Below are 16,353 nucleotides of genomic sequence, written 5' to 3'. Positions count from 1 at the left end.
CAAAAACGCGAAACTCCTGTATCGACAGGGGTCTCACCACGCTACTTTGTGGTTCGTTCACCACGTTTTATGGTGCAAGAACCATCGTTTAACCAGCGTTTACGGGTTGGCAACGGCGTCGTTGGGTTTGGTGTCGATCGTCTTGTAGATGTACTCATAGTCGAACCAGTTCCGCACGGCCGGATCGGCCGAAGTCTTCGTCAACTCCAGCCGAAGCGCATCGTCGCTGATCCCGTCCACTTGGCTGACGTTGAGAGTAAGCAGGTTATCCTGACCCGCGGGGTTCAAAACCGAAGCATCCCACTGGAACGCAATCCACTGCGTATAAGCGGAGAGCCCGGAACGGACCATGCAATCACTCGCATTCGTCTCATGCCAGATGAGTTGCTGACCATTGAGCGTAATAACGTAGCTCCCTTCCGCACAAGCAATAGCCGCAGAAAGAACGACATACGTAGCCGCAGTCGTACCGGTCTGCGTAGCTGGAGTTGCAAAATGCACCTGCCAGTTAGGTGTTCGCATAGTCGCGGGCGCAGCTACATAGGACGGAACGACGTACTTATAGCCATCGGTGGTGTCATCGGCCGCGCTATAGACCCCTCCAAAGAGTCCGGGGTAGAAGGTTCCCCAATGAGTGTAGTTCCACTTGGTGAGGTCATTGGTGGCAGCCCCAGCAGGCCCAGCAGTCGCGTTATAGATAACGGCGCCCTGGTTAGCCTGAAAGTCTGCCCAGTAGTTCCATGAACCCCAGAACTCGCGATCGTCATGGTTGGCGGCGTCGTGTCCGTGGAGGAACTCATGTGAGGAACGATCCGCGGTGCCGATGGTGAAAACCGGGGTCGTGGTGCCAAAGTTTTCCGGGACGAAGGTGGATGTGGGGACGGTGGTGGTCTGGTTTGCCGTGACGACGACGTTCTCCTGACGTGACTCACCCCATTGACCGAGGACGTAGGTGGAGAGGCGATAAGTGCCGGGAATGACGCCAGTGAATGTGGCTGCGCCACTGGTGCTAATGTCTGCCCAGTACTGGCTGCCATGGCTCGAGTACTCGAAGTTGGTCTTGGGATCGCTGAGGACTGCCCAGGAGGTTTTGGCGTTAGTACTGGTGACGCCGTTGACCTGCACGGAGACGGTTCCGCGCGCGGTGGAGGGGATGTAGCCGGCAGCTACGAGTTGGGCTTCGCTGTCATAGAAGGTCTTGAACGAGGCACCGGCCTGGAGGGTGTCCTTGTACATATCATCCGGCGTAGCGAGGATGTTGCCGGTGGCGTTATAGGCCTGCCCGAAGGTGTTGAAGTGAACGTAAAACGGACCGAAGAGCCGAGAACTCGCAGTGCCGGAGGGCGTGGCGAGAGAGAGTGAGTTGTCGTAGTGATTGGAGTAGGCCTCAAGGATCAGAAGGTTACCGGTGTAGATGAGGTTCTGCTTGGTGGGGCCGCCGACGAGGGATTCGTTTGAGGGAAAGTAGGCCCAGGTGCCGTAGGTTGAGCCATAGGTTCCGTGCGCCTGATGCAGGTAGTTGTAGCTGGAGTAGTCGTACTTGGTATAGAAGTTGCGGGTGTATCCGGTGGGAATGGGTAAGCCGTGGAGATCGACGGTGGCGTCCTGAACGGCGCGTCCGGGATCCGTGGAGAAGTCCTCAGAGGCTGCGGGCAGAGGCACGACGACGGGGCCAGGGTTGCTTAGATCCGCATTGACGGAGTAAGTGTTGGGGAACTGGGTGAGGTTGCTGCGGTAGACCCACTGGACTTGTCCGATGCTCCCGGCAATGTCAGTTGCGGAGTGATTGGCGACGAAGTAGAGGTGGATGCCGGGGTCGTTGGGTGTGACGACGAAGTGCTCGGTGTAGGTATAGGCGTTTGTAGCGTTGGAGGGAAAAGTGACGTAGAAGTCAATGTAACCGGCGGCCTGGGTATAGGCGGCTGTTGGGGTTGGGGCGCCGAAGCCCGCGTTGTCCATGTAGATGCCTTCGTTGCTATTGGTGGTATCGACGAGGTTGTCTGTATGTCCGGCGAGGAAGATGCCGAAGACGTGGCCGTTCTTCGGGTTGAAGTCCAGGTTGAGGGCTCCGTTGGCGACCTTCCAGTCTGCTCCGTTGGTGGTGTCAATGGAGAGTGCGGCGGGAGTTGCTGTACCGGCGAGGGTGTAGGACTGGGTCGGTGTGGCGGCATTATCTGACAGGGTGACAGTACCTGCATATGTACCCGCCACGCGCGGTGCAAAGGTGACAGCGATGTTGCAGGAGGCGCTCACAGCGAGGGTGGCTGCACAGGTGGTCGAGTCCGCGAAGAGATTTGCGCCGCTGCCCCCGATGGAGATGCTAGAAATGGTGAGCGGTGCGGTACCAGTATTTGTAACAGTGGTTGTCTGTGCGGCGCTGATCGTGCCAGCTGTGAGCAAAGGGAAGGCCTGGCTGGTGCTGCTGAGGGCGACGACCGGTATAGGGACGGTAGCGGTACCCGTTATGGAGACGGACTGCTGGCCGCCGTATGGGGTATCGTCCGCGACATTGAGTGAGGCGGTGAAGCTGCCTGCGGCGGTTGAGGTGAAGGTGACGGCGATCGGGCACACCGCGCCTACGGCAAGGGTCCCTTTGCAGGAGTCGGTCTCCGCGAAGGCCGCGGCGCTGGTACCGGTAATGGAGACGCCGGTGACGTGGAGCGCGACGGAACCTATGTTGGTGAGGCTTACGGTTTGGGAAGCACTCGTAGTGGTGAGTGCGTTAAGGGTGAGTGCGGGACCAAGCAGGGCTTGCTGCCGTGAGGAATTGTTGCCGCAGCCGATGGTGGCGAGGATAAGAGCGATAGTCGCTGTGAGGCCGGCTTTACGGCAAGCTCTTGTTGCGATGCTGAGGGGACTGCGCGATGAGGCGGTCATAACCTTCTCCTGAAGTGACACAAGGGTTGCGGGCTCCAATCTTGGAGCTGTCAGATTCATCTGACCGTGCAGTGAATGCGATAGGAAAACTTTTTCAAATGCGGATGAACGTTAGCAGTGCCTCTTAGAGAGTGTCAAGAAGATATTGAGGCGGTTCTGGCGTACATTTGGTGAATCTTTCCAGCGGGTATTCTGAGGCGTAAGACAGAAGCCGCTCTGGTGATCTCTGCTCCCCGCCTATGCGGTCAGGAACACTGCCCCCCATACTGTGGGGGTCGAGTTGGTGAGCCTTTGCCGGGTTGCTTCGGCGATTGAGATGCGGCTAACTTCGCGCCATGTATCCGTTGCCTGTCCGACGTGTGGAACTTATCTCAGAAGGTTCATAGCCGGTACGGCCGTCTGGCAGACCTACTGTGGGATGGTGTTCCGGTTCTTATCCGTCTGCAGATGCGAAGGTTCTTCTGCGTAGAGCTGGGTTGTCGACGCACGGTTTCACTTAGCCGCTGTCGGCAACGGCGGCCCGCTATGGCCGGTCTGCTTGCCGATCGCGATGCCAACACCGTGGCCGGGAGCAAAGATCACCAGCTGCGACCGGACGATCGGTCACCTAAATCTCCACCGGTCGCTGCCTGGAGCCAGCGCGAGCTTCTGGTTCAACAAGCCAACCGGCAGAGGCGGTATGAGCGATGGGAAAAGGTGCGGCAGCTTTACCTGAAGACAGGTGGTCCCGATCAGGAACTCGCACGCAAGCTTGGCATCGATTACCGAACAGTGAATCCTTAGAGGGGCGTCGTATGCGAAAGCCCTGCTTGAAGCAGGCTTACCGGAAGTCAACGAGATCGGCCGAGTCGCAGAGCTCTGCCACGAACTTCTTTCGCATCTTCCGCGAACGCAGCCTGGAGGCGCTGGCATAGCCTGAAGCCGCACTACGCACCGCCCTGGCAGGCTTCGCCGCTGGCCTAGAAAGGGATATCAACGCCGTGCGCAAAGCCCTCGGGCTGCCGTCGAACCAGGGGCACATCGAAGGTTAGGACCACCCACTCAAGCTCATCAAACGCCAGAGGTAAGGTCGCGCGGGCTTCGACTTACTGCGTCTGCGCGTCCTCCAGCAGCTAAGAGGTCTCTCTGGATATCATGCAAATGCATATTCGTTCATCACCAAATGTCCGCCAGAACCAGTTCGCTTCGAACCAACACCGGACAATCAGCTTCATAATCGACACATACCAAATTCAAAGACTTAGGGCTGCAGCTCCCATAGTTGATCGCCGTTTGAGAAGTGCTGAGCGAGCATATAGTGCGTTTCTATCCACGTATAGAGGGGGTCCAGAACATGGCCCTGTGTGGGATCGAAAGTAATTTCGGACACGGGCCGAAGGATGACGTAGTGGACGTGATTATTCCTCAGTGCACTAATTGCGTTGGCGAGGAACTCGGGCCTGGTTACTGAGGATTGCCTGAGATAGTCCATGTAGACGGGACTGCGTACGCCGAGGGGGAGATAGAGATCGACGCCGAAGGCTTGAAAGAAGAGATCGCCAGGGTGGGTGAGCTTGGCTAGAGTGCGGAACTCCTCTCCATCTTGTGGGCTCAGTGCGATCCACCCGGTAGGCAACGATGCGATATCGATATGTGTGGCGTGGTTAAATCTAGTTTGACGTATCCCCGAGATTATTGTCACAGACCAGAGTGCCAAGAGGACAAGACGCGAGAGGGCCGGCCGTCTCTGCAGAAGATATGCGATTGCAGCGAAGAAAAGAATCATGGAAGGTAGGAAATCAGCGTAGAGCCGTATCCATGTAGCTCTCGCGACGACCTCCGCCATGAGCAATAAGCCAGAGGATGCGAGGAGAGCCGCAGCCATCTGTTGGTCGGCGGAGCATGACTTGTTTCGCAGGCGTGACGTCCACAGGAGGTAAACGGCGATCGGTGTGGTGCACACCAGAATCAGATAGAAGAGCACATTCTCCCACTGGACAAAGGAGAGGCTGCGGGGGAAGACATGTCCCAAGGTTAGGAGGGGGTTGGTATCAACTCGGAGTTCGTAGCCTCGGGGAAAGACGACCTGAAAGTACCAGACGGTGCGCCAGCCGACGTGCATGAGAGTGGATGCGCTGAGGAGGAACCAGACGAGAATACCGGACACCAGCAGGCTGGCCTGTCTGCGAAGCATGGCCCGGGCCGAAGGCAGAGGCACTCGCTCGTAGAAGAGTGAGATTGAGAAGGCCAGCCATGCCGCAGTTCCCGCGGTCTGCGTGAAGAAAGCGGCGATACCGATTAGGCCGCCCGCGATGACTGCACGCAAGGGCGAACGCCCCGGGATAAGGATGACAATGGCCAGAAGAATAGCCAGGAGACTGAACCAGTGATGCGTGGCATCGAGCCATCGGCCATAGATGAAGACAACGAAGAGAGCAGTGGTCAAAATGGCCCATCGCCGGGGCATGAGGCGACGGCAAAGGTACAGGGCCACATACGACAGAGAGGTGCCGAGCACCAGGTTCACCAGAGCGGGAACCCAAGTGTGTATGCCAAACAGGCCAAATGCGATGCGGAAGATGTAGTCGATTCCCGGAGCGTTGAACTGGAAAAAGTCGCGGTAAATGCGCAGTCCTTCGCCCATGCGTAAGCTATCGAGAACGAAAAGACCGTCGTCGCTGACAATCAAGTGCGGAACGCCGTGCAAAGTGAACAGATTGATGAACAGATAACCTGGAATCGCAAACAGTAAAAGGACGTCAAGCCACCGCTGCGCCTTGGAAGCGTCGCGGCGGCTGACGCCGTATTTTGAATTTGCTGACGTAGGAGTTGACATAGCACCTTGCAACGTTATGGCCGGAGAAAGGATGTCGGGCCGCCAAACCGATCGTATACTTTATACCTGATACCAAATCTTGCCTCAGCTTGCACTGAGACAGGCGCATCACCTCACGGAAGAATGGAGCCTGTCGCCCAGCCTCTGATCCAACGCATACGATACATGCAGCGCAGAACGCATCACCGCAGCCTTGCTCCGCCTTACTAGTCTACATTTACTCTGACTTTGACATATGTGCCTTGCAACTCGCCCATAGTCGCGAGTCCACAGTCCGGTTTAGATACAAACCGAAGATCGCGACAGTACTTCTCAGCATTTTGAAGATCACATCCTTACCGCTGTCTCTTTCGGCCCCCGCTCGGCACGAAATGGAGTGCCCGATCTTTTGCACCAGTTAGCTTGTTAGTTTAGCGCAGCTTCTTTTGAGTTCAAGTAGCCGCCGTCGAGGGTGTGGGGAAGTGGGAGGCGCACTCTGCTTTCCACTTCTCCATACCCTGTCTTGATCTCGTGAGGCCACGTGTCTGGAGCGGGCGATCGATAGCCGAGCGAAGAGTGTGGCCGGATGGTGTTATAGTGGATGCGCCAACGTTCGGCCAGCACCTGCACCTCCTTGAGCGGGTAGGAGATCTCGCCGTTGAGGAACTCGGCGCGCAGCTTCGAGTTGAATGATTCACAGTAACCTTTCTCCCACGGACTGCCGGGTTCGATGTAAAGCGTCCTGGCTCCGGTCGCGGCCAGCCACTTGCGCTGATCGTGGGCCACGAACTCCGGGCCATTGTCTGATCGGATATGCTCTGGAGCACCCTTCAACACCATCACATCGGCCAGTGCCTCGATCACTTTGGCGCTTGACCAGCGCCGTTCCGGACGCACCAGCAGGCTCTCCCTGGTGTGCTCATCGATCAGATTCAGCATCCTCACTGTTCTCCCATCATGAGTCTTGGCACTCACGAAGTCGTAGCTCCAGACATGGTTCGCGTGCTGGGGACGCAGCCGCACGCACGACCCGTCGTTGAGCCATCACCGGCCCCTTGGCTTCTGCTTCTTTGGAACCTTCAGCCCCTCACGACGCCAGATTCTCTCCACCCGATCTTTGCCGACGCACCAGCCTGTACGCTGCAGCAAGGCTGTGATCCGTCGATAACCGTAGCGCCCGTACCGGGCTGCCAAAGTCATGATCGCCTGGGTGAGCCTGTCTTCGTCATCTCGCTGTGTCGGGATAGCGTTGCGTGCCCCGTGGCCGCTTCACCACAAGGCACGCACGCCGCTCGCTCAGCCCCATGTGCTTCACGCGCATGGCTCACCGCACAACGACGCCGCTCGGGGCTTAGAAGTTTCCCTCCGCGATCCTTCAACACCAGCTTCTCCAGGCTCAGGTTCGCCACAAGACGCTTCAGCTTCGCGTTCTCCTGCTCCAGATCCTTCAGTCGCCGAGCCTGGTCCACCTTCAGCCCGCCGTACTCCCGACGCCACCGGCAGTACGTCTGCTCTACGATCTCGGCTTCCTTGCACGCCTGGGGCAACGACTTGCCATTCGCCACGCCAACCTCAACCTGACGGAGCAATTTCACAATCGGCTCCGCCTTATGCTTCTTGCCTCGCGCCATAAAGAAGTCCTCTCGGTAACAGTTTTATCGTTCCTAACTGGTACAGAAAAGACCCGGCAGTCCAGTGGACATCGCCAATCAATGAGAGAGAAACAAAGCCGCGTTCATCCAGTCTCGCCGAATAGTCAAACTTGGGAACATTGTAAATTTGAACTTTCAGTAGGTCACCTGGGAGCAGGGCTGTTTCCGTTGGAGGCGAAGCAATAGACCCGTCGGCTTGGGTTGGGAGTGTTCTTGGGGGAAGGTTGTGTTGGCGGAGGGCCTTGGAACTGGGGACCTAAAGGCAACCAAGCCAGCAGCTTTGGCAAGCGAATCTGTGCAAGCTTACTCATATCTTCGCCTCCTTCTGCTTTGCTGAAGAGTCGCCGTAACCGGCTCCGTAATAGTCTAGCGTCTCCAGAGTAGAGAAATTGAGTGCAATACCGGCTTCATTACTCCCACCGCGCATCAATTAGTTTTTGGCGCGACGCACCTGAGCCTTATTGAATTCCGTGTAGCTGAGGACTAGACCAATGGCGTCGGCGAACTTTGCCAACAGGGTGGAATCGGCTAAGCCAAGCGCCGGCGGCGAGTCGATAATGACTATGTCGTATCCCTCAGAGAGTGTCCGCATAAGATTTATCGCCGCATGAGAATCGCTGTGGGCGATGGTGGAATCCGTCCAGCAGGGAAGAATGAAGAGTCCAGGCGGTTCGCTTACAGATTGGACGGCTTGTTGGATGGTTGCCGATCCTGCAAGGATAGAAGAGAGGCCTATCCCGGTAGAAGCAACAGTGAAGTTTGCGGCTAGGCCTGGTCGACGCATGTCGCCTTCGAGCAAAAGAACGCGAGCCCCGTTCAGGGCATATGCGCACCCTAGGGAAACTCTGCACAAGTTCTGCGTCGGCGGCCTGATGGATTAATCCGATGGTTAGGGGTGGATGGCGATGAGGCAACAGACTTTTGCGTCGCAGTCGAGCTTTGAGAAGTATGGCGGAAGTCTCGGCGGGAGTTGTTTCTGGATGAGATGGAAGTCGTTGATCCATGGGTCGAGTTACAGGCTCTGGTCGAGCCACACTACCCGAAGGCCGGCAACGGCCGTCGTCCTGTCGGGCTTGGGATCATGCTGCGGACCTACTTCATGCAGCAGTGGTTCAACTTGTCCGACCCTGGCGTCGAGGAGGCGTTTTACGAGTCCGCCACGCTGCGGCGGTTTGCCGGCGTCGACCTGGGCGTGGCTCCGGCACCAAATGAAACGACGGTGCTGCGCTTCCGTCACCTGCTCGAAAAGCATGACCTCGGCGGTGCCATGCTCGACGCGGTGAACCTGCATCTGGCAGCCAGGGGCATCCGCATCGAGACCGGTACGATCGTGGATGCGACCATTATCCACGCGCCTTCTTCGACCAAGAACGAGAAGAAAGAGCGTGATCCGGCGATGCGTCAGACTCGTAAGGGCAAGCAGTGGTACTTCGGACTGAAGGCGCACATCGGCGTTGATGCAAGAAGGTCACGTGCACTCGGTAGCAACGTCGGCGGCCAACGTCTCGGACGTACCTATGCTGCCGGATCTGCTACATGGGGAGGAGCGCAAGGTGTGGGGCGACGGCGGCTATCAAGGCCAGACGAAGGCCATCCGGCAGGCCGCGCCCAAAGCCCAGGACATGACCTGCAAGCGAACCAGGTTCAAGAACTATGTCGATGAAGCTGCAAAGAAGAAGAATACGACGAAATCAAAAGTAAGAGCGAAAGTAGAACACGTCTTCCGTATCCTGAAGCGCGTCTTCGGCTTCGACAAGGTGCGCTACCGAGGTATCGCCAAGAACCATCACCGGCTATGCACTAACTTCGCCGTCATCAACCTCTACCTCCACCGCAAGCACCTGGCAGGGCTGGCCGCATAGCGCCCGAAAACGGGCAACGACTCTTCAACACAGCGCAAACTCAGCCAAAACCAAATACAGGACGGTAGTATCGTAACAAACCGGCCGCCGACTCAAGACGTTTACTCATAACGTAAATCAGCCGCCTGCGCAGAGTCTCCCTAGATTTTCGTAAGATGTTCATTTAAAATGGTTTATTTTTGATAGTGACGATTACGTCTGGTCGATACAAGGCAGCATGGCAAATGAAGAGCAGCTACGCAACCTAATATAAAAGTGGAGAGCCGACAGCGATGGCTTCCGAGTGGAGCACGTCGCTTGGAACTCTCCGACTTTAGCCGTCACGCAATCTCAGTCGCAATGCTGGAAGCCCGTGCTCAGGCAATCGATCGGTGCATAGTTGACGTGCAGAGATTGCAGGACACCGCTGTCTAGCCTTTTTGCAACTGCCGCTCAACCGCTGACCAGTCTTACGCGTCGTCGCCGTGCTGTCGTCCCCTTCGTGTCCAGAGATGCTACGCCAGCAACTGAATATCGTTATTAGTTGGGGGAAGAAGGATCAGTTCCGCCTCTGAGCCACCCTTCTTCTTTTTCTGGCCCGTGAGCTAACACGATCGATTTGCCAGAGCGTCCCATCTGGTAGCGGCGCAGTTTACCCCTGAGAGATATCGCTTTACCGAACCAACTGCGCGGCCGATCATTCCGCTGCAGCCTCAACGGTGATGAGGTCTTCCAATGGAACTGACTCCGGCTCAGCCATTTGGCATCTCGCCTGTAGCAACGCATTAAGGGCTGTGTGCCGTGGACCCGGTTCCCAGCCGGAACGCCTTCCGCAGGCCGCTGTTTGAGAAAGTGCAGATTGCTTTGCAACGCGGGCGCACAATGCGCATTCAGGACAACGTCCTCAGACGTGGAGCCTTCCTCATCGATCAGGTCAATTGGAATGGAGACAAAATAAGTGGCCTCTGAATCGAGCATGCCCGATTAATGGAAGGCGGCACCCTTACCTTCCATCTTCGGTCAGGCATGCCAGGCTAGCACTCGGTCTGAGCAAAAGAGCCCGGCGTTTATTTCCCCGCGCTTTGAGCTGCAGTATCGTTCTGCGGTGATGGCGTCCCGCCGCTGCGGGTTCCGGGTTCAAGAAGGTTGTCCATGCAGGCGAGCGGCGCGTTGATGATGTTGCATCGGGCCGGCAGGCCATTCACGAAGCCTACGCTGTACGCAGCCCATGAGGATGGCTCGGAGAGTGGATAATCTGTGCTGATGATCTGCGCGCCTGAGTGTAACAGCTCGTCGCGGCGAGTGGTGTCGTTCGTTCGCGCGGCCACTGTCCCTTCATCCGCACGCGCGCGGATGAGGTAACCCTGCCGAACGAGTGCGTCGATCTCATCAGGGGTACCGCCGTTCTCTTCGGTGAATGCCGCATCCGGCCTGCCGGGTACGGCATTTGTAAAGAGCACTCGGCCTTCCAGAGCGGGATGACCGGCGGTGTAGGCTACTCCGTCGTTGCGCTGATCCAGCAGAAAGATCACCTTCCCGCGCGATGCGGCCAACGTCGGCCAGTGACCCGCCCGTACGGCCGCATCCATTGTGGAATAGCTGCCCCGTACCTGGTCTGGCAGTACCATTTCCTTGTCTGTGAACACGGAACGGATCGCGCGATCGACCGCGTCAAAGGTGGCGGGTGTGAAGGCCTCGGCCGTCACGCTGTTCGGGATCGACGGGGTGTTGCCATGCTTGGTTTCGATCAGCAGAAACAGGGGAATGTGGCTCGGATGTTCCTTCGACCAGGTGCGAATCTCTTGGAGACAGCCCGTAAAAAGGTGACATGAGCTGCGTTCGTTCAGGTCCGCAATGTGAATAACTTTGAAGCCCGGCTTCTCCATTTCATGGTTGGGATCAAAATCAGGGTCCGGGGGCAGGCCTGCCTCTTTGGTTAGCTCAACGACTCTTGGATGAGCAAATCGTCCGCCTTGTTCGTCCTGCACGATATCAATCTCAAGCTGCCGGACACCGCCGTTCAACTGCGTGGTGAGAGTCGCATGGTGATACTCCAGCGACTCATAGCTCTTGGCGTTGTGCATCCGTGCGAACTTTTCTTCGCTTGGAGCGAAGCCAAGGTTGTAGCTGTTGTGTGAGCCGATCACCTGGATTTGGTTGAGGTGAACGGCCGCGTCCTGGGTAGGCGACGTCTGTGCAAGCATGCCTGCGGCACACGGAAAGACCAGGAGTACGGCAAGGGCAATTCTTGAATGCATCCTGAGTCCTCGTGGGTTGACGGTAGTCGCATTTGGGGTGCCGAATGCAGCCATATCAGAAGATCACCTTAGCGGCAAATTGCAACTGGCGTGACGGGAACGCTGTCGTGATGGTGCCAAATGATGTGCCGTCCGAGATGTTCGTATCGGGAGCCTGCCAGTTGGTGTGGTTAAGCACGTTGAAGGTTTCGGCGCGCAGGTCCAGCTTCACCCTTTCCGTTACGACGGGGAACTGCTTGTGCAGGCCAACATCGGTGTTGTAGTACGCAAAGGATCGCAGGCTGTTGCGCGAAACATTTCCCCACGCAGACACGTTGCCGTAGCGCGTGTAAGAGGGGTAGTCGTAGCTGGTGTACTGGCCTGCTCCAGGTAAATAGCCGCTCAGGCCACGGCTCTTGTTTACCTTGTTGATGTTGCTCGTGGGTAGCACCGTAACGTTCGTTCCCTTCAAAGGTGATCCGGCGATATGCTGAGGCCGCAGATTGTCCAGATCGCTGGCGAAAAGTTCGCCGATCGTGGCGCCTCCCGTTCCGTTGAGCTGGGACGTGGTGGTGCTACTGGAAGAACTGGAGTAGATCATGTTGAACGGCAAGCCACTTGTGATGGTGTTAATTACGGTAGCCTGCCAGCCGCCGAGCAGGGCGTTGGCCACGCGGCTAGAATGAGCGCCAAATTGGCGGCCATGTCCATACGGCAAGTCATACACGATCGATGTCGTGTTATCAATCGGTTGATCGTAGCTGGATGGCCCGTAGTCATTACGGGGGTTGGCGTAGTTCACCCGCGATGTATCGCCATTATTCATCTCCAGGTGTCCGGAGGCGAGATCAAAGGCCCGGCTGTAGGTGAACGAGTTGAGAACGTAAAGGGCGCCCGCTCGCTTCTCAAACTTCACCTGCAGGGAGTTGTAATTTGCGATGCCGCTGCCATAAGCGATCTCAACATCGCCAAAGGTGGGTACGGGACGGCGGCTCTGATAGTTGCCGCAAGTGCTTGCCACCGCTGCAAGACAAGGATTGGCCTGGTTGTAGTCGGCAAGAATTTGAAGATGGGTAGCCTTGTTGCCCACATAGGAGATATCGAACAGCAGGCTTCCGGGCAGCTGCCGCTGTATGCCCAGGAAGTAACTCTGCACGTATCCCGTCTTGAAATTGGGATCTACGTAGCGTGAGGTTACGTTGAGTGGATTGAAGTAGGCTGGGCTGGTGAGAATGTTCGAGTAGCCCTGTTGCGTCTGCCGGAAGCATAGCGTCTGCACCTGGCTGTCTGTCGTGCATAGGCTCGTGGGAGTTGGGTAGATTGAGTTGTTATTGTTCACCGTGGCGTTGACCACATCGGGACCGTTATAGGTCAGGTTGTTCTCACCACCGGCACGGTTGAACTGCACATAGACCAATCCATAGCCGCCGCGCACATCGGTCTTCGCATCGACACTCTTCGAGAATCCGAAGCGCGGTGCTATGTTCTTCGTCGGAAGATGCACCAGCGTCCGGTTGTAAAGGCTTCCGTTGCTGGCAGGAGTCAACGTGTTGGTCGCGGGATTGAAGTTCGCAAGCCGGTTATTGGCCTCAAACTGCGGTGTCATGATCTCATAGCGAAGGCCTACATTGACCGACAACGAAGGAGTTACCTTCAGATCGTCCTGAAAATATCCCGCAAAGTAGCGCTGCCTCAACTGGACCACCGTGTAGTTGGTAAGAGAGTAGGACGAGCGGTTTCCGAACAGGAAGTCGGCTACTTCCTGTGCCTCCTGAATCTGGGTCGAAGCTGTGTTGCCTGCCGCAGTGTCGGTCGGGATGCATGCTGTTGTAACCGTCCCGGAACAAGTGGGAAAGAGACCAGACGGGCCCGCAGCATAACGGCTCGCATAGTTATCCTGGCCGTAGCTGGGATTGAAATCGTTGACGGTCGTGTGAATGATCTGCTGCTCATATCCAAACTTGAGCGACTGATTCCCATGGACCAGTGTGTAGTTGATCTTCGGGTTGTAAATGGTGGGATTTTGGTACTGCGGACTTGATGACTGGTTCCCCAACTGGGTGAAACCGGAGATGGACTGCGCATTCAAGCTACGAACCAGGCTTGGATCGGTCGGCAGCCCGTCCGTAATGCCATACTGCGTCAGAAGGGAGGTCTGTCCCTGGGTATACGGAGTTTTTGCGCCGATGTTGCGCGTGTATCCGAATCGAAAGTCCAGAAGTCTGTTCTGGCTAATGATCCATGTTGCGCCGCCGACGATCTGCCGGTTTTGAATATTCACGTTTGAATTCGCATTGCCGCCGGCCGGTCCACCGACAGTGGGCGGATCGAAGATCGCGGCCCGGTGCTCGCTATACCGCCCGAAGATCTTCCACTTCGCAAAGCTCTGGTCAACGCGGATGTCACCCTTGTCGTCGTTGATGGTGCCACGCGGCGCATTGCTATAGTTATTGGTGATGTTGTTATACGTGGGCGATGTCGTGCCGTTCGATCCGGTAACGTTGTTTGCCGGCAGGGCGGCGAGAACGGCAAGCGCGAATGGTGTCGATGCAGGCGCAATGTTTCCGGTCGTGTAAGCAGTGGCGGTAAGCGGATTATAAAGCGGAACGGGTGATGTGGTGCCGTCCACGCGGTGCAGCAAGAATTGTCCTGCACGCTGTTCTGAGTCCGGCAGGGTAACCGCGGCCTGCTGATAGGTAAAGATCTGTCGCACACCTTCGTAGTCGGCGAAGAAGAACAACTTGTCGTGCAGGATGGGTCCGCCGGTGGTGGCACCGAACTGGTTGCGGATCAGGCCAGGCTTGTTGCCGGTCGCAGTCTGGATTGGCCCGAAGGCATTCAGGTCAGTATTGCGAATGTAATCCCAGACCGCACCATGGAACTGGTTGGTACCGCTGCGGGTCGATACGTTGATCACTGCTCCCGGCATGCGACCGTACTCGGCGGCATAGTTGTTGGATTCAACCCGAAACTCGCTGACCGCATCGGGCGAAGGGGCAATATTCTCATCCTCAAACCCTTGATTGGACGTGCCATAGTTGCTGTTTTCCAGCCCGTCGATTAAGAACTCGTTGAATGCGGAACGCTGACCGTTGATGTTGAATGCCGCTTCCCGGCTAGAGGCCGTCTGGTTTTCCAACATTGATTTGCGAACACCAGGCGTGAGCAGCACAAGGTCAGCATAGGAGCGGCCATTCAGCGGCAGGTTTTCGACCTCCTTCTGGCCGATCACCTCGCTGCGTGAGCTGGTTTCCGTGTCAAGCAACTGCGCTGCGGAGGTAACTTCAACGACCTCATTGACGGAGCCCGGCTTGATATTTACATCGACACGTTGGCGAGCATCGGTGGACAGATTAAAAACCTCCGTCTTGCTGGCTTGGAAGTTCGCAAGCGCTGTCGAAATCAGATAGTTTCCGATGGGAACGGAGTCGAATTCGTACTTGCCTTCCTTGTCTGTGTGGCCAGTCTGCGAGACGCCTGTGGACACATTTCGAAGCGTTACGGAAACATCCTGCACCACAGCACCGGACGGATCCTTTACATAGCCCACGACAGAGGCAGAACCAAATTGGGCAGAAGCGCTTACTCCACCGGACAGGAGCGTCAGGACCAGGCAAGGCGTCGCTAGCAAGGTCAATACGTCATATTTTCTATTCTTCGTCATAAAGCTTCACCCGTTGCTTTGCGTCAAGTAATTCACGGAAATAAACCCGACGGTAAGTGGCTTGATTACGATCGGAGCAACATTGCATTTGTCTGAGCGGACGAACGGTACACGGGGTGGGCACCGACTGTCAATCGGAATGTTTAGCGCTAACGTAAAGTGAAAGTCACATTTTCAGCTTAGTGTGTCATCTGCAGTCAGATGAGAGCCCAAGCGCGCTAAAGACGGACGCTAAGCTCTTTTTTCTTCGGTGAAACTTTGCCCAATGTTGATGCACGTGCCACGAGTCTAGGGGGCACTCGTATGCTTTGAGCTTCCTGATCAGGCATTGCGGATAACTCAAGAGCAAGCCCACCAGCGAGCCGCCCCAGTTCAGACGCGCCTTGGTCGATGGAGCTCAGCGGCACACGGAGATAGTTGGCATAGCGGAGATTGCCGCAGCCAATGATTGCGATATCTTCGGGCACGCTCAGGCCAGCTTCGAGGATCGCCTCGATCGCGCCGATCGCCGTCAGGTCGTTGTAGCAGAACACGGCGTCAGGGCGGGGCTTCAGCTTCAGGAGCAACTTCATCATCTGCGCCCCCATCGCGTCACCGGTTTCTTCGACACGCTCTCGTTGAATGACGAGTCGATCCGAGGTGGAAAGTCCTGCCTCCACCAGCACATTTTGATAGCCACGCAATCGGTCAAACGAGGGACTCGAATTTCGCGCGCCGATATGCGCGATACGGCGCCGACCGAGCTCCAGCAGATGCCGGGTGGCCATTTCTCCGATGGCCACATCGTCGGAACCGACGAAGTTTGCTATGAGGTTGGGAAAGTTCCGATCGAAGAGCAGGTAGGGTGTCCGATTCACGCCAAGTTCGAAGAAGTTTCTGAGATTCGTCTGACAGGAGGCGATCATCAACACATCGACGCCACGGCTCAAGAGGTTGCGAATCTCCTCGTGCTCCACCTCTGGATCCTCTTCAGAAGAGGTGATAACCAGAGCTCGGCTATTGGTGCGGAGTATACCGCTGAGCGCCTTGGCGAACTCCGCAAAGTACGGATGCACCAGGTCAGGAACGACGAGCCCCATCGTGTACGTCCGGCCGCTGGCGAGCCCGCGCGCCACCAGATTGGGCCTGTAATTCAGCTCAGCCATGCGCTTCAAAACTCGCTTTCGGGTTGCATCACTGACGTCCAAGCTGCCGCGCGCTACCTTGGATACGGTTACCGTGGAAACGCCAAGATCATGCGCAATGTCTTTCAATCGAACGGCCATGAACGCTCCTGGTGAATCCTGTT

Annotated in this window: 7 protein-coding genes and 2 pseudogenes; 2 read left to right on the top strand and 7 right to left on the bottom strand. The window is 56.7% G+C overall.

The features are described from left to right. Window positions 1-99: 99 nt before the first annotated feature. Window positions 100-2,877, bottom strand: a complete 2,778-nt coding sequence (locus ACIX9_RS19275; RefSeq protein ID WP_013572768.1) for a choice-of-anchor D domain-containing protein — start codon at window positions 2,875-2,877, stop codon at window positions 100-102. 525 nt (window positions 2,878-3,402) lie between these two features. Between ACIX9_RS19275 and ACIX9_RS19270 the strand changes: the two genes are divergently transcribed. Beyond that, entirely contained in the window at window positions 3,403-3,660 is a 258-nt protein-coding gene (locus tag ACIX9_RS19270) for a hypothetical protein (protein ID WP_041597984.1), read from the top strand. A 457-nt stretch (window positions 3,661-4,117) separates the two neighbouring features. On the opposite strand, the gene ACIX9_RS19265 is transcribed toward ACIX9_RS19270, so the two are convergent. The 3 genes and pseudogenes from ACIX9_RS19265 to ACIX9_RS19250 form a co-directional block, all read right to left on the bottom strand. Further along, complete coding sequence (locus ACIX9_RS19265) at window positions 4,118-5,692, bottom strand: hypothetical protein (protein ID WP_013572766.1); 1,575 nt, start codon at window positions 5,690-5,692, stop codon at window positions 4,118-4,120. Window positions 5,693-6,097: 405 nt separating this feature from the next. Next, window positions 6,098-7,302: pseudogene (locus ACIX9_RS25025) on the bottom strand (IS3 family transposase). Window positions 7,303-7,753: 451 nt separating this feature from the next. After that, window positions 7,754-8,107 carry a tyrosine-protein kinase family protein gene (locus ACIX9_RS19250; protein ID WP_157478136.1) on the bottom strand — a complete coding sequence of 118 codons (354 nt, stop codon included), beginning with the start codon at window positions 8,105-8,107 and terminating at the stop codon, window positions 7,754-7,756. 121 nt (window positions 8,108-8,228) lie between these two features. Between ACIX9_RS19250 and ACIX9_RS19245 the strand changes: the two are divergent. Continuing rightward, window positions 8,229-9,185: pseudogene (locus ACIX9_RS19245) on the top strand (IS5 family transposase); the annotation flags it as partial. A 1,046-nt stretch (window positions 9,186-10,231) separates the two neighbouring features. On the opposite strand, the gene ACIX9_RS19240 reads toward ACIX9_RS19245, so the two are convergent. The 3 genes from ACIX9_RS19240 to ACIX9_RS19230 all read right to left on the bottom strand — a co-directional run bounded on the left by ACIX9_RS19240 (window position 10,232) and on the right by ACIX9_RS19230 (window position 16,330). Next, window positions 10,232-11,422 carry a phosphatidylinositol-specific phospholipase C1-like protein gene (locus tag ACIX9_RS19240; RefSeq protein ID WP_013572763.1) on the bottom strand — a complete coding sequence of 397 codons (1,191 nt, stop codon included), beginning with the start codon at window positions 11,420-11,422 and terminating at the stop codon, window positions 10,232-10,234. 55 nt (window positions 11,423-11,477) lie between these two features. Continuing rightward, window positions 11,478-15,065, bottom strand: a complete 3,588-nt coding sequence (locus ACIX9_RS19235; RefSeq protein WP_013572762.1) for an outer membrane beta-barrel protein — start codon at window positions 15,063-15,065, stop codon at window positions 11,478-11,480. 218 nt (window positions 15,066-15,283) lie between these two features. Beyond that, window positions 15,284-16,330, bottom strand: a complete 1,047-nt coding sequence (locus ACIX9_RS19230; RefSeq protein ID WP_013572761.1) for a LacI family DNA-binding transcriptional regulator — start codon at window positions 16,328-16,330, stop codon at window positions 15,284-15,286. Between the last annotated feature and the right edge of the window lie 23 nt (window positions 16,331-16,353).

This window comes from Granulicella tundricola MP5ACTX9 (assembly GCF_000178975.2).
GTDB lineage: Bacteria > Acidobacteriota > Terriglobia > Terriglobales > Acidobacteriaceae > Edaphobacter > Edaphobacter tundricola.
Note: the sequence above shows the minus strand (reverse complement) of the source record. Positions and strands in the feature narration are given on the sequence as shown.

What these genes read in the sequence shown, in the direction of transcription:
- ACIX9_RS19250 (WP_157478136.1), bottom strand. Translation starts at nt 8,107, where the DNA reads ATGCGTCGACCAGGCCTAGCCGCAAACTTCACTGTTGCTTCTACCGGG.
- ACIX9_RS19270 (WP_041597984.1), top strand. Translation starts at nt 3,403, where the DNA reads ATGGCCGGTCTGCTTGCCGATCGCGATGCCAACACCGTGGCCGGGAGC.
- ACIX9_RS19275 (WP_013572768.1), bottom strand. Translation starts at nt 2,877, where the DNA reads ATGACCGCCTCATCGCGCAGTCCCCTCAGCATCGCAACAAGAGCTTGC.
- ACIX9_RS19240 (WP_013572763.1), bottom strand. Translation starts at nt 11,422, where the DNA reads ATGCATTCAAGAATTGCCCTTGCCGTACTCCTGGTCTTTCCGTGTGCC.
- ACIX9_RS19230 (WP_013572761.1), bottom strand. Translation starts at nt 16,330, where the DNA reads ATGGCCGTTCGATTGAAAGACATTGCGCATGATCTTGGCGTTTCCACG.
- ACIX9_RS19235 (WP_013572762.1), bottom strand. Translation starts at nt 15,065, where the DNA reads ATGACGAAGAATAGAAAATATGACGTATTGACCTTGCTAGCGACGCCT.
- ACIX9_RS19265 (WP_013572766.1), bottom strand. Translation starts at nt 5,692, where the DNA reads ATGTCAACTCCTACGTCAGCAAATTCAAAATACGGCGTCAGCCGCCGC.